The sequence below is a fragment of the Pedobacter cryoconitis genome, assembly GCF_014200595.1.
In the GTDB taxonomy this organism is placed as follows: domain Bacteria; phylum Bacteroidota; class Bacteroidia; order Sphingobacteriales; family Sphingobacteriaceae; genus Pedobacter; species Pedobacter cryoconitis_C.
The window spans coordinates 916615-929761 of sequence record NZ_JACHCG010000001.1 but is presented as its reverse complement, the minus strand read 5'-3'; the positions used below and the strand labels follow the sequence as shown (position 1 = coordinate 929761).

Annotated in this window: 14 protein-coding genes and 1 other RNA gene; 6 read left to right on the top strand and 9 right to left on the bottom strand. The window is 40.0% G+C overall.

Annotated features, from left to right (window positions below; translation table 11 throughout):
- From poxB to HDE70_RS04155, 7 genes are all read right to left on the bottom strand, one after another.
- On the bottom strand, window positions 1-1725 hold the full coding sequence (gene poxB / locus HDE70_RS04185) for a ubiquinone-dependent pyruvate dehydrogenase (RefSeq protein ID WP_183888186.1): 1725 nt from the start codon (window positions 1723-1725) through the stop codon (window positions 1-3).
- 53 nt (window positions 1726-1778) lie between these two features.
- On the bottom strand, window positions 1779-2450 hold the full coding sequence (locus HDE70_RS04180; protein ID WP_111635874.1) for a superoxide dismutase: 672 nt from the start codon (window positions 2448-2450) through the stop codon (window positions 1779-1781).
- Window positions 2451-2555: 105 nt separating this feature from the next.
- On the bottom strand, window positions 2556-4133 hold the full coding sequence (locus tag HDE70_RS04175; RefSeq protein ID WP_183888184.1) for a PepSY-associated TM helix domain-containing protein: 1578 nt from the start codon (window positions 4131-4133) through the stop codon (window positions 2556-2558).
- A 1-nt stretch (window position 4134) separates the two neighbouring features.
- Window positions 4135-4749, bottom strand: a complete 615-nt coding sequence (locus HDE70_RS04170) for an SCO family protein (protein ID WP_183865430.1) — start codon at window positions 4747-4749, stop codon at window positions 4135-4137.
- Entirely contained in the window at window positions 4749-5183 is a 435-nt protein-coding gene (locus HDE70_RS04165; protein ID WP_183888182.1) for a hypothetical protein, read from the bottom strand. Before HDE70_RS04165 ends, HDE70_RS04170 begins: the two co-directional genes overlap by 1 nt.
- Window positions 5184-5334: 151 nt before the next feature.
- Window positions 5335-5676: a hypothetical protein gene (locus tag HDE70_RS04160; protein ID WP_260159914.1), complete on the bottom strand. Its 342-nt coding sequence runs from the start codon at window positions 5674-5676 to the stop codon at window positions 5335-5337.
- 39 nt (window positions 5677-5715) lie between these two features.
- The gene (locus HDE70_RS04155; RefSeq protein ID WP_183865427.1) at window positions 5716-6717 is read right to left on the bottom strand and encodes a beta-ketoacyl-ACP synthase III; all 1002 of its coding nucleotides are present in this window, start codon (window positions 6715-6717) and stop codon (window positions 5716-5718) included.
- 100 nt (window positions 6718-6817) lie between these two features.
- Between HDE70_RS04155 and HDE70_RS04150 the strand changes: the two genes are divergently transcribed.
- From HDE70_RS04150 to HDE70_RS04135, 4 genes are all read left to right on the top strand, one after another.
- Window positions 6818-7471, top strand: a complete 654-nt coding sequence (locus HDE70_RS04150) for an SCO family protein (protein WP_183865426.1) — start codon at window positions 6818-6820, stop codon at window positions 7469-7471.
- Between the two features lie 2 nt (window positions 7472-7473).
- Complete coding sequence (locus HDE70_RS04145; protein WP_183888180.1) at window positions 7474-7893, top strand: c-type cytochrome; 420 nt, start codon at window positions 7474-7476, stop codon at window positions 7891-7893.
- 34 nt (window positions 7894-7927) lie between these two features.
- Window positions 7928-8318: RNase P RNA component class A (rnpB, locus tag HDE70_RS04140), an RNA gene on the top strand.
- Between the two features lie 67 nt (window positions 8319-8385).
- Window positions 8386-9795 (top strand): sigma-54-dependent transcriptional regulator, encoded by a 1410-nt coding sequence (locus HDE70_RS04135; protein ID WP_183865424.1) that lies wholly within the window; start codon window positions 8386-8388, stop codon window positions 9793-9795.
- An 86-nt stretch (window positions 9796-9881) separates the two neighbouring features.
- Here HDE70_RS04135 and HDE70_RS04130 read toward each other — a convergent pair whose 3' ends face one another.
- Window positions 9882-10364 carry a copper resistance protein NlpE gene (locus HDE70_RS04130; protein ID WP_183888178.1) on the bottom strand — a complete coding sequence of 161 codons (483 nt, stop codon included), beginning with the start codon at window positions 10362-10364 and terminating at the stop codon, window positions 9882-9884.
- Window positions 10365-10488: 124 nt separating this feature from the next.
- Between HDE70_RS04130 and HDE70_RS04125 the strand changes: the two genes are divergently transcribed.
- Both HDE70_RS04125 and HDE70_RS04120 read left to right on the top strand, forming a co-directional pair.
- Window positions 10489-10707 (top strand): hypothetical protein, encoded by a 219-nt coding sequence (locus HDE70_RS04125; RefSeq protein WP_068400783.1) that lies wholly within the window; start codon window positions 10489-10491, stop codon window positions 10705-10707.
- Window positions 10708-10840: 133 nt separating this feature from the next.
- A complete protein-coding gene (locus HDE70_RS04120) occupies window positions 10841-11521 on the top strand; it encodes a hypothetical protein (protein WP_183865422.1) in 681 nt (226 codons plus the stop codon).
- Between the two features lie 66 nt (window positions 11522-11587).
- Here HDE70_RS04120 and HDE70_RS04115 read toward each other — a convergent pair whose 3' ends face one another.
- Entirely contained in the window at window positions 11588-13084 is a 1497-nt protein-coding gene (locus HDE70_RS04115) for a gluconokinase (protein WP_183888176.1), read from the bottom strand.
- Between the last annotated feature and the right edge of the window lie 63 nt (window positions 13085-13147).

Below are 13147 nucleotides of genomic sequence, written 5' to 3'. Positions count from 1 at the left end.
CTATTTACCTAAAAAATTTGAACTGATCGTATCCCACACTTCTTTTCCATCACCATTCAGTGTTTGTTTCAGCATGTAAATTCCAAATCCTTTAGCCTGTTCAAAATCTATTTTAGGTGGCATTGACAGTTCTGCCTGATTAACAACAACATCAACTAATACTGGCCCGGGATGGGCTAATGCCGCTGCAATAGCGGCCTCTACCCCTTCTGCCTCTTCTACCCTGATTCCTCTGATCCCAATAGCCTGCGCCATCTTTGCGAAGTCAGGGTTTTTAAGGTCTGTACCAAAAGGAGGCATTCCGATCACTTTCATCTCCATCGCCACAAAACCAAGAGAACTATTGTTATAGACAATGATTTTTACTGGCAGATCATATTGATAGATTGTTAAAATATCACCCATCAGCATCGCAAAGCCACCATCTCCGGATAGAGAAATTACTTGTCTTTCGGGAAAGGCAACCTGTGCGCCAATTGCCTGTGGCATAGCACTCGCCATTGACCCATGGTTAAAAGAACCAATCAGCTTTCTGCCTTTTTTCATATCCACATAACGTGCCGCCCATACCGTTGGCGTACCAACATCTGCCGTGAAGATTGCATTATCAGCCGCTTGCTCACTTAATATACGGGTTAAATATTCAGGATGAATAGCTTTACCTGAGACCATTTGTGCATGCCCCATCAGGTTTTTCCTGTTCTCTTTATAACGCTGCTGACATTTCTCTAAAAAAGCAACATCAGTTACTTCTTCTACGAAAGGCAGTAAAGACTTAATTGTTTCCCTGACATCTCCGGTTAAGCCAAGATCCAGTTTACATCTGCGCCCTAATCTTTCCGGCCTGATATCTATTTGTATGATTTTGGCTTTTGAAGGAAACCATTCTTTGTAAGGAAAATCAGTACCCAGCATTAACAGCAAATCGCTTTCTTCTACTGCATGATAACCTGAAGAAATACCAATTAACCCCGTCATCCCGACATCGTAAGGATTGTCATACTGAACGTGTTCTTTTCCTCTTAATGCATGTACAATTGGCGATTTGATTTTACCTGCAAATGCCAGCAATTCATCATGTGCATCTCTACAGCCCGCACCGCATAATAAAGTGACTTTTTTAGCCTCATTAATAAACTGCGCCAGCTTTTGCAATTCTTCATCAGCAGGACGGATCGCCGGACGACTAACAAACAAAGGATGATCTAATTCCTCATTCTCCATTTTCTCCATGGCCACATCACCAGATAAACTGATAACCGCTACCCCATTCTGCCCTATGGCATGCTGCATCGCGATTTGTAAAACTCTGGGCATCTGTCTTGCCGAAGCTATTGTTTCGCAGTAATAACTGCATTCGCGGAACAAAGATTCCGGACGCGTCTCCTGAAAATAAGAAGTGCCGACCTGCTCGCTTGGGATATGCGCTGCAATGGCAAGTACCGGTGCATTACTTTTATGTGCATCATATAAACCATTAATCAGGTGCATATTTCCGGGGCCACAGCTCCCTGCACAAACTGCTAATTTACCTGTTAACTGCGCTTCAGCGCCAGCAGCAAATGCCGCCGCTTCTTCATGCCGGTAATGAATCCATTCAATGTCTTTAGAATTACGGATCTCGTCTACAATTCCATTCAGGGAATCGCCAACTAAACCATGTACACGCTTAACCCCTGCCTGAATTAGTATCTCTACCAATTTCGCTGCTACTGTTTTTGCCATAATATTTTTGATAAAATAAAAGCCGCCCCATTGGGACAGCTTTCATAGGATGATTATTTTTTTACAACTTCGTTATATCTGCGTTCCACTTCCGGCCAGTTCACTACTGTCCACCAGGCAGTTATATAGTCTGCACGTTTATTTTGATATTTCAGGTAATAAGCATGTTCCCAAACATCCAATGCTAAAATTGGACGGCCTTTTTCAGCTACTGCATCCATCAATGGATTATCCTGGTTTGGAGTGGTTGTAATCTTCAATTTTCCATTCTGTACAATCAACCATGCCCAGCCTGAACCGAAACGTTTCGCAGCGCTATCAGCAAAGGCAGCTTTAAATTTTTCCATAGTACCGAAATTTGCATCTATTTCCTTTAAAAACTCAGGTGATGCAGGTTTTGGTTTAGGAGCCATAATCTGCCAGAATAAGGAGTGGTTATAGTGTCCGCCGGCATTGTTACGGATAGCAGCAGGGTAAGTAGAAGCCACAGCTAATATTTGTGCCAGTGTTTTACCTTCTGCAGCAGTACCTTTTACAGCAGCATTTAAATTGGTTACATACCCCTGATGATGTTTAGTGTAATGTATTTCCATAGTCTGCTTATCTATAGCAGGTTCCAGTGCGTTGTAAGCATAGGGTAATGGCGCAAGTTTGAATTGTGCGCTCAGGGTCTGTGTGCCTGCAAATAACAGAACGATAGGTAAAAAGCTTTTGAATAATTTCATCGTAGTAAATAGGGTTATTTGAAAAAGCTGTTTAAACCTGGCAAATGATTACGCATGTTTAAACAGCTGTCTATTTAAAACGATTATTAAATTAATTTGTTTTCCCTATTTAGTTTTAATGAAGAGGATTAATCCTAAAACACTTACCACCAGGACACCAAATGCTGAAAAAGCAGTCAGAAAATCCCTGAAGTTTTTACCTGCAAAGTCTACCAGCAAAAATTTATGGAATACGGCAAAGCTTAAGCCCTCTCTTCTGTCCGAATCCTGAACTTTCGCCGCTAATCTTCCAGTAGCGGTTTCCAGATAATAAGTAAGATGTTGTGGCGTACTTAAAGCTATTTTCAAAACTGGTAAACGCTTATTGACAAAACCATAATCGTTATCAAATTTGGTCAGATAGTCTGAAGAAGAGATAATCAGCGGAGCAGATTCATCAGCTGCTGCATTGGCCATCATTTCACAACAAGCAGCTTCTCCATCAGCAGCTCCCTGAGCTACAAAATGTTTAACCAGGCTATAACTATACTCCATAATCCCGTCTGGTAAGAGTTGTCCGTTAGCGGCATCATAACAGGCAATATCAGGTTTTGTCTTTTTAGCTTTCTCGCCAAACATAGTTTCAGCTTTTGCCACCTGTTGTTTTTTCCAGCTATCATTTTCCTTTTTGATGAGGTAAACCAGATAATAAGTTTTATCATTAAATCTGGCTAGTGAAATATTACTCACCTGCTCCCAGTTCAACGGTAAAGCAGTGGAAGCAACCATCAGGTCACGTGCCTTTACTTCGGGCTCAAAAACATAATTGATCCGGTCATCTGGTGTAAATTTATGTGTCGCATGGTAAAATCCCGAGCCCATAAAGGTCAGGGTAACCAAAGAAGTCCAGATCCCGATAGCCCGGTGATACTTCCTCAGAAAACCTACCTTTTGTCCGGTAACAGGCTTTTTAAACTTCTTCCATAAAAAACCATAGATCAATAATCCGCTTAAAGTAGAAAAGATAACGATCGAGGCCAGCAAAAGAATCAGCGCATATCTGGCGGTGTTATTCGTAATTTTAGCGATGAATTCATAACTATGGAAATTACTGAATACCCATAGAAAAACTTTCCTGTTGGTATCATTGTAATTAGCCAGCCTGCTTTGAGAGGTTTCCACATAAACATCCATATGATCTTTCCGATCAAAGCTGACCTTCCATACCGGAAGCAGGCGGTTGATATACTTATATTCATCTGTAAAATTGGTGAGCTGTGTAACAGATACAATTTTAGAAGTACTGTCCCCCAGAAAATACCGGCTCAGATATTCCGCGTATAAACGCTCTCCATCCACCAGTTTTACCCCGTCGGCAGCAGAAAAATATTGAATTTGATTCTTACGGTCTTTAACCTGGTAAAAGGTCTTTCCCTGAAAGTCTATTAACCTGAAATTCCGGAGTAAATTAATCCCGTTTTTCTGTAACACCTCATTAACAGACAGTTTGACTTGCTCTCTATTGATCGGTTTGGGTTTAATATATTCATGAGCGATCTGCAATTTGAACCAGTGTGCTATGATGGGATGACTTAAACCAGAGCATGTCCAGAAAATCACTGGAATGATGGTTATAATCCCAAGGATACGGTGCCAGGAATACATGTTCCTTTTCACCGTCCGGCTAAGATTTGCGGTGCCCATGTTAGTGTTTATATTCTGCCAGCAGGATATCCATATCCTTCATGAGCTGTTCTACCTGGGCATCTACTGTTCCATCGTAAGCGCCTCTGATCCTTTTGTCCTTATCTACCAGCACAAGATAGCCCTGATGAATGAAACCACCAGGTGCGGCCTTGTCCTGTCCTACAGAGACCAGGTAATTACGTTCAGCCAAAGCATAAGTTTGCTCTTTGGTTCCCCATAAAAATTCCCACTGCGTACCTTTAATACCCAATTTAGTAGCATAAGCTTTCATTCTTGAAGGTGTATCATATTTCACATCAATGGTATGTGAAGCCAATTTCACTTCTGGATTGTTTAAGTACTTCTGATATACTTTTAACAGGTTGCGGTGCATGGTGGGGCAGATTGTAGGGCAGGAAGTAAAAAAGAAATCAGCGACATAAATAGTGCCGTCAAAATCTTTATTGGTCACCACAGCGCTATCCTGATTCAGAAACCTGAAAGCTGGAATAGTCCGGTAGGTCGTATCAGTACCTGTGATATCCTGTTGCAGGAAAGGCAGTCTTTTCGTTTTATCTTTGCAGCCTGTTACTACTGCCAGCAGCAGAAACAGGTATATTAATCTTCTTCCCATTATTTCTTGAATTGTTTCAGGTAAGCATCGGAGGATTGAATTTCAGCTTTATACAAACTATCGATCTTCCCGATTTTAATCCGTTCAGCTTTAAAATATTTAATGGCATCTTCATTGGATTTACCGGTTACATCAGGTTCAAACTTGTGCATCCAGTCATTCATCAGTTCTTCAGCAACGTTTAACCTGTCCAGCGTTGCTTTCATCACTACTTTTTCTTTTAAAGTATCGGTAGAGGGAAATCTGGCTTTCAATGCAGGCATTTCTTTCAGCATAGAATCCAGCCTCATCTGGTTGTTAACCAGTATACCATGATCTTCCATCACCACATCATGAAATTTCATGACTTCATCTCTTTCTGTTTTATAATTTGGAGTTTGGGTACAGGCAACTGCTCCTGTAGCTAATACGAGTACGGCTAAAAATAATTTCATATTGTATTGTTTTAATAGCGATGTATACGCGTTTCCCGCAACTCCGGAGCTGTCAGAAAGCTCCGATATGCCGCAAAAATGCATTACATCATTTGATTGCCTGTTTAATATTAAACAGACTTATAAAAAAAATTGAATTAGAAAGGGGGTATTAGCAGGAGAACTGCGGAGGGTGGAAAATAGCGTTCAAACGCGCTACTGGTACTCCCGTTGTTAAGGGAATACGCAGGTTTATCGCAATAAAAGAATATTGTTTAAATATAAAAGGGGTAGAAACTATAGCTTCCTGCAACTGGATTTTCTGGAACTGATGGTCTTGTTTCTGTTCCTTTTCCTGTGCCTGTTTGAGCTTTCTCATCAGGTAACACTGCCCATTGCAATGCAATTGTGGTTTATCTTTATTCACACAAAGCTCTTTCGCAATATACCCCTGGTTCATTTCAAAACCTGCAACGACAAAAAGTCCCGACAGGCTTACTGAAGCCGAACACATTAAAAGTAATATAGCTATAAAGCGTGTGAACATGGATTGTTACCCCCTTAATTTACCCCATTTTAAATAGGTTGCTCCCCAGGAGAACCCTGCACCAAAAGCGGTGAGCAACAAGTTATCATTTTCTTTGAAATCGTTTTTAAATTCCCACATACACAATGGGATCGTTGCAGCAGTGGTATTACCGTAAAGCTGAATGTTAACCTTTACCTGATCTTCTTTCAAGCCTAACTTATCCCCTACGGCCTGAATAATACGCAGGTTTGCCTGATGTGGAATCAACCAGTTGATATCTTTAATCTCCAGGTGATTTCTTTCCATGATTTCATTACAGGTCTGCGTCATGCCTTCAATTGCCGCTTTAAAAACGATCCTTCCATTTTGAGAAATGTAATTCTGTTTCCTGTCAAGCGTATCCAGTGAAGATGGATTTAATGAACCACCAGCAGTAACGATCAAATGTTCTTTACCTACACCGTCAGTTCTGAACACATTATCTACTAATCCTGTTTCTGCTTCGGTCTGCTCCAGCAAAACTGCTCCGGCACCGTCACCAAAAAGAATACAGGTATTTCTGTCTTCGTAATTTACTATAGAACTGTTTGCATCTGCACCAATAACAATTACATTTTTGTAACGGTTACTCTCAATTAAGCTTGCACCCAGAGTCAGGGCATAGAGAAAGCCGCTGCAAGCTGCATTGGAATCCACACCCCACGCGTTTTTCAATCCTGCTTTTTCACAGACAATACTTGCGGTCGAAACCATAATATAGTCAGGAGTAGCCGTAGCCACAATTACGCATTCGATTTCATCCGGGTTGATGTGACTATCTTCCAACAGTCTTTTGACTGCCATGGTAGCTAAGTCGGAGGTTGCAAGTGAATCATCGTTAAGGATTCTTCTCTCATGGATACCAGTTCTTGAAATAATCCAGTCACTATTCGTATCCACCATTTTCTCCAGATCATGATTGGTTAAAATGGTTTCCGGTACATATCCTCCCAAAGCTGTTATGGCAGCATTATATCTCTTTCTCATTAAGCATTACAATTCTTGGCGCAAAACTAATAAATATTTACAGCTGTGTTACACTTTATTTTTACAGTAGTGTACCTTTGCCGGATCAATAAATTTTATTATGAGACATCAATACACACTTATCTGCGCTATTTTACTGACTGCCACGCTGTTTGCTTCTTCCTGCAAGAATGAAAGAAAACTTCCGATATATGGCTTAAGAGACACTAAAACGGTTAAAAACAGCGATGGAACAGCTGGTGTTGATACGATATATCAGACTATACCTGCTTTTAAATTCCTGAATCAGGATAGTGTATATATTACAAACGATCATTTTAAAGGTAAAATCTATATTGCAGATTTCTTTTTCACTTCTTGCACGAGTATCTGCCCTATTATGCATAGAAACTTGAAAATGATCTCAGAAAAGTTCAAAAATAATCCTGATGTCATGTTTTTATCACATACGATAGATTTTAAGTATGACACACCTTCAGTGCTTAAAAAGTATGCGCAAAAACTTGGAGTAGATGGCCCGAAATGGCAATTTGTATACGGCCCGAAAGATAGCGTATATACTTTAGCAGAAAAAAGTTACCTGGTTGCTGTTAATGTTGATAGTGCAAATAGAGATGGCTATGTACACCAGGGCTTTCTGGTCTTAATTGATAAAGACAGAAGAATCCGAGGTGCTTATGATGGCACAAACCCTGAACAGGTAGCACAATTAGAAAAAGATATTCCGGTTTTACTAGCAGAGGATAAAAAATAGAGATGAGGAAATTTATAGTAATTAGTCTGGTTTCGCTTGCGCTGATCAGCATGTTTTATTCTTGCCAGACAGCAGAAACAGTACAGCAGGACGCTTATTATGTAAATGGACGGGATCTTTATATCAAGCATTGCCAGAATTGTCATGGCGGAAAAGGTGAAGGCCTGGGTGCCTTAACCCCGCCCCTTACTGACAGCGTGTTCATGAAAGCGAACAAAGAAAAGCTCGCTTGTATTATTAAAAATGGGATTTCAACACCGGTTACTGTACATGGACAGGTTTATGAAGGCAAAATGCCTGAATTTAACCTGGCTAATATAGATATCGCTCAATTAGTGGTTTATATCACCAATGGCTTTGGCCATAAACAAGGAATGTACACCACTCAGCAGGTAGAAAACGATCTTAAGAGCTGCAAGTAGTATTTTTTAAATCGGTTTCTGTACCTTTGCGCAAAATGCAAGCTGTTCTATCGCTGTAAGTAATGCTCCGGCATCTTAAAGAGGAAAGTCCGGGCAACACAGAGCATCTCGCTTCCTAACGGGAAGAGGTTTGGGATTGAAGACCTGAATTATGGAAAGTGCCGCAGAAAATACACCGCCGATGGCCTGTTAAGGGCACAGGTAAGGTTGAAATCGTGAGGTAAGAGCTCACGAATTTTCCGGGTGACCGGAAGGGCTGGTAAACCCCGGGAGTTGAAAGACCAAATAGGCTGACGCATGTAGGGCTGCTCGTCCGATGTCAGTGGGTAGGTCGTTAGAGATAAATGGCGACATTTATAGTAGATTAATGGTAGAAGCCTTGATTTATCAAGGTACAGAACCCGGCTTACAGGCTTGCATTTTTTTATTTTATCTGTATTATTTGATAATTAGTAAATATATTCGTATCCGATAAAAGACTAACAACCCCCTATGGCTAAATTATTAATTATTGATGATGAACGTGCGATAAGAAGCACATTACGTGAGATCTTAGAGTACGAAAATTACGAGGTAGAGGATATTGATAATGGAGTTGATGGATTAGATCTGATCAAAAAAAAGAAATACGACCTGGTATTATGTGATATAAAAATGAATAAGATGGATGGTATGGAAGTGCTTGAACAAGCATTGGCTTACAGTCCTGATTTACCATTTATTATGATCTCCGGCCACGGTACGGTAGAAACAGCCATTGAAGCCAGTAAAAAAGGTGCTTTTGACTTCATCTCTAAACCACCTGATTTAAACCGTTTACTGATCACTGTCAGAAATGCACTGGACAGAGGTAACCTGGTTACTGAAACTAAAGTTTTAAAACGCAGAGTAAGTAAAACAAGAGATATTCTTGGTAGTTCAGAGAATATCAATAAAATCAAAGAAACTATTGAGCGTGTTGCCCCTACTGAAGCCCGTGTATTGATTACCGGTGCAAATGGTAGTGGTAAAGAATTAGTGGCCCGTTGGTTACATGAAAAATCCCACCGTTCAGAGAGCCCTTTAATTGAAGTAAACTGTGCTGCAATCCCATCTGAGCTGATTGAAAGTGAACTTTTCGGTCACGAAAAGGGATCATTTACCTCTGCTGTAAAACAGCGTATCGGTAAGTTCGAACTGGCCAATGGTGGTACTTTATTCCTGGATGAAATCGGGGATATGAGTCTTTCTGCCCAGGCAAAAGTACTTCGTGCTTTACAAGAACATAAAATTACGCGTGTTGGTGGTGAAAAAGAGTTAGAAGTTAATGTACGTGTACTTGCTGCAACGAACAAAGACCTGATGAAAGAAATCGAAGATGGTAATTTCAGAATGGATTTATACCACCGTTTAAATGTCATCAATATCCATGTTCCTCATTTAACAGAACGCCGCGAAGATATTCCTGAAATTGCCATGAGCTTTTTAGAAGATATCTGTAAAGATTATGGCATGCCGGTAAAAAAGATCAGTGAAGCCGGAATGCTTGCGTTGCAAAACTTACCATGGACAGGAAACGTACGTGAGTTGCACAATATGATTGAACGTCTGATCATTTTAAGCGATAAGATTATCTCTGAGCATGAGGTTATCGCATTTGCTAATCCGGGTGGCGGAACCAACATTGGCGCCGCAAATCATGGTTTTAACGGTAACAGCAATGGTTCAGCTGCCGGAACAACCAATTATGATAAATTCACAAATTTCCAGGATTATAAAGATCATGCGGAAAGAGAATTCATCAAGTTTAAACTGGAAAAGAACAACTGGAATGTCTCTAAAACTGCGGACGATATTGATATCCAACGTAGTCACTTGTACAGCAAAATTGAGAAATTCGGCTTAAAAAGAGTCACTGAATAATATTTTAATCAGCTTAAACAGCAAAAAGGGATTAGCAATGCTAATCCCTTTTTTTATTGCGGTATATCCGCTCACTAATGACCGTGTTATTTTTTCAAAATATAAAGATCTGCTTGTTCTCCAGTAATCTTTTTACCGTTCATATCCAGTTGAATGATTTTATTTTCTCCCACAAAATATTTATTTGGTGCGTCTTTGATGCCATCCAATGTGATTATCTGACCACTTTTTTCCCAGCTGAATTTCCCTTTTTCCTCGAAAACCTTCGCATCACTTTTGCCCAGATATTTTGTTTTTAGCGTATAGGTCAATTCTTTACCCAAAACTAAAGTAGTTTCAATCCCTTCACAATCTGCACAAGGAACAATCCCTTTGTAAGTTCCGTCCCAATCTAAAGCATTTTTAGAACTATGGTCGAGATCCATTTTTAAACTATCAGATTTTACACCATCCATAGTTAAGCTGTCTTTAGTCAGACTATCCGCATTTAGTTTTTCAGAAGTTTTTGAATGCCCACATCCCCATAAGGTGCAGGCAGTAATAGCAATTACCAGAATTTGTTTAGTCATGGTACGTTATTTGTATGTTCTGCCTCAAAGAAGCAAGAAATACGCCAAATTATAATTCGGCTGAATATAGTAGCGAATCTGGAAAATGTTTTATAGCTTCATGTAAATTTAAAAAAACCGCAATATGAAAAAGTTAATCGTTATGATGCTGTTGGCTGTAATGGCTTTTACAACAACGCAAACATTCGCTCAAACAAAAAAGGATGGTTCAAAAGATATGCGTTATAAAAAGAACAAGCAGCCTTTGAAAAAAGATGGAACACCTGATAAACGTTTTAAAACAAATAAGGAAGTAAAAAAAACAACAGTTAAGACGACAACACCTGTAAAAAAAGCAGCGTAATCTTCCTGACAGAATAATATAAAAAGAATGCCCTGGATAATTTTCAGGGCATTTTACATATCTGAACTGCCTGTGACAACAATTAGCAAATAATTAACGTTATTTAGATTGATATGAAGTTATTTGAATTGATATGAAGCTAATAAAATATGTGAGTACACTGGTACTCTTCTCTTTACTTGCACTGGCCGCTTCAGCACAAGATGCTGTAGTGATTGATACGGGTAATTTTGTCCGTGGAACGATACAGGGAACTGATTTTCTGACGGTCGGCCTCAAAAAAGACGATGGATCAATGGCACAATATAATGCTAAAGATATTAAGGAGTTTTTATGGAATGGGGAAACCTATGTCAGCAAGCCTTTTGTAGCGAACAAAAAAGCCGGATACCGTTTCTTTAAACTTGTAGAAGCGGGTAAATTGAATTTATATTCAATGGGTGGCAGTACAGGAGTTGTTGAAAAACCAAGAAGACGGGTTCGTTTCTCACCTTCCATCGGCCTGGGTATTGGAACCGGAGGTTATAGTGGTGTTGGAATTGGCGGAGGCGTAAGTTTTGGAGGTCGCGGAGACGACGATGACCGTCCCAGGAGAGAACGCCGCGCATTATATTATATAGAAAAGCCAGGTTCTGGTGATATGAAGGAAATTACTCCGGATAACTCAGATACTAATACACAGTATATAAAAAATATCTTAATGGAGAATATGTCTGATGATCAGGATCTGACTGAACGCATTAAAGGAATAGAATATTTTGATGCAAAGTCTCTGACTTCTTTGGTGAAAAGTTATAATTCCGTTCATCAATAAAACTAAATTATAAACATAAAAGCCTGTTAACCTGATGATCGGGTTAACAGGCTTTTCTGTTTAAGACTAACTGTTGTTCTGCAAATCATACATTTCGTGCATCACTCCTTTTAGCTGTTCATATATCTTTTTATAAAGACCAAAACTGGTTTGATAAATCAGATGATTCTTTTCATCAGGTTCAATATAAGTAATGTCCTGCTGATCCGGGAGTGGGTAAGCTGCCGAGAGCCCAAGTGCTTTAAAAGCAAGATAAGCTGCCCCCACTGCTGAAGCGTCTTCCACACTATACAGCAAAAGTTTTTTACCTGTAATATCAGCCATAATTTGTAACCAGATGGCTGAAGTCACAAAACCGCCGCTTACATTTAACTGTTTTATTTCTTGTCCGGAGGCAGTTAATGCCAGTAAAACATCATTCAGTGCGAAACAAATCCCTTCAATCACCGCACGTGTAAAATGAGCAGTCTGATGATTCAGGTGCATTCCGAAAAATGTACCACAGCTTTTGGAATCCCAGATCGGAGCACGCTCTCCTTGTAAATAAGGTAGAAAAACAAGTCCTTCAGCACCCGGTTTAATAGCTTCAATTTTATTCAGTACCTCATTGTAGTCATTTTCATTGAGTTCTGTTTTTTGGAGAACATTCTTCATATGCCATTTCAAGGCGATCCCTCCGTTATTGACAGGACCTCCATTGATAAAAGTCTCTTCATCAAGACGGTAACTGAAAGTCATTGCCTTTTTATTCAATACAGCAGTATCTCCTGCAACTCTTAAAGCTCCGCTTGTTCCAATGGTTAAAGCTGCAATCCCTGGTTTTACTGCCCCTGTACCTAAGTTTGCAAGACAACCATCCGTTGCTCCGATAATAAATGGTGTATCCTTTTCCAAACAGGACAGGCCTGCGGAAGGATCAAGATCTTTTCTTAAATAATGTGTACTGACTAAAGCAGAAAGTTGTTCTGCCTTAATTCCAGCAGTGGCTAAAGCTTCCGGATGCCAGACTAGTTGCTGAACATCCATGAGTCCGGTACAGGATGCTACAGAATGATCTACCTCAAAAGTATGGAACAAACGATACCAGATATATTCTTTGATAGAGATAAACTTATAAACGCTTTTAAAAAAATCAGGCTGATTCTCTCGGATCCAGATGATTTTGCATAAAGGAGACATTGAATGAACTGGTGTACCCGTTGCTTTATATAAGATTGCCCCCAGTGGAGTAGCTAATAATGAAGCTGCAACCGGCGTACTTCTGCTGTCTGCCCAGGTCATCATTGGTGCTAATGCCTTACCATTTTCATCTACAGCAATCAAACTGTGCATCGCGCAGCTTAAACTGATTGCCGCAGGGCCGGACTTTAACCTGGAAACCATAGTCGCTATACTTTGCTGAAAGGCTTTCCAGATCAGCTCGGGGTCCTGCTCACTATAACCAGGCTGGGTGACCTCGGTTGGATAAAAATATTGACTGCTATCGAAAGCTTTATGGTCTGCCCCTACAGCTACCGCTTTAGTACTTCCGGTCCCAATGTCTATTCCAAGGATGTATTGCATGATTATCGATTAAGCTGCAATTTAAACTTTATAATCAAAAAAGGCTTGCTATGACAACAAAGT

Excerpts from the sequence above, each read along its gene's own strand:
- poxB (WP_183888186.1), bottom strand. The coding sequence starts at position 1,725 with ATGGCAAAAACAGTAGCAGCGAAATTGGTAGAGATACTAATTCAGGCA.
- HDE70_RS04180 (WP_111635874.1), bottom strand. The coding sequence starts at position 2,450 with ATGAAATTATTCAAAAGCTTTTTACCTATCGTTCTGTTATTTGCAGGC.
- HDE70_RS04175 (WP_183888184.1), bottom strand. The coding sequence starts at position 4,133 with ATGGGCACCGCAAATCTTAGCCGGACGGTGAAAAGGAACATGTATTCC.
- HDE70_RS04170 (WP_183865430.1), bottom strand. The coding sequence starts at position 4,749 with ATGGGAAGAAGATTAATATACCTGTTTCTGCTGCTGGCAGTAGTAACA.
- HDE70_RS04165 (WP_183888182.1), bottom strand. The coding sequence starts at position 5,183 with ATGAAATTATTTTTAGCCGTACTCGTATTAGCTACAGGAGCAGTTGCC.
- HDE70_RS04160 (WP_260159914.1), bottom strand. The coding sequence starts at position 5,676 with ATGTGTTCGGCTTCAGTAAGCCTGTCGGGACTTTTTGTCGTTGCAGGT.
- HDE70_RS04155 (WP_183865427.1), bottom strand. The coding sequence starts at position 6,717 with ATGAGAAAGAGATATAATGCTGCCATAACAGCTTTGGGAGGATATGTA.
- HDE70_RS04150 (WP_183865426.1), top strand. The coding sequence starts at position 6,818 with ATGAGACATCAATACACACTTATCTGCGCTATTTTACTGACTGCCACG.
- HDE70_RS04145 (WP_183888180.1), top strand. The coding sequence starts at position 7,474 with ATGAGGAAATTTATAGTAATTAGTCTGGTTTCGCTTGCGCTGATCAGC.
- HDE70_RS04135 (WP_183865424.1), top strand. The coding sequence starts at position 8,386 with ATGGCTAAATTATTAATTATTGATGATGAACGTGCGATAAGAAGCACA.
- HDE70_RS04130 (WP_183888178.1), bottom strand. The coding sequence starts at position 10,364 with ATGACTAAACAAATTCTGGTAATTGCTATTACTGCCTGCACCTTATGG.
- HDE70_RS04125 (WP_068400783.1), top strand. The coding sequence starts at position 10,489 with ATGAAAAAGTTAATCGTTATGATGCTGTTGGCTGTAATGGCTTTTACA.
- HDE70_RS04120 (WP_183865422.1), top strand. The coding sequence starts at position 10,841 with ATGAAGCTAATAAAATATGTGAGTACACTGGTACTCTTCTCTTTACTT.
- HDE70_RS04115 (WP_183888176.1), bottom strand. The coding sequence starts at position 13,084 with ATGCAATACATCCTTGGAATAGACATTGGGACCGGAAGTACTAAAGCG.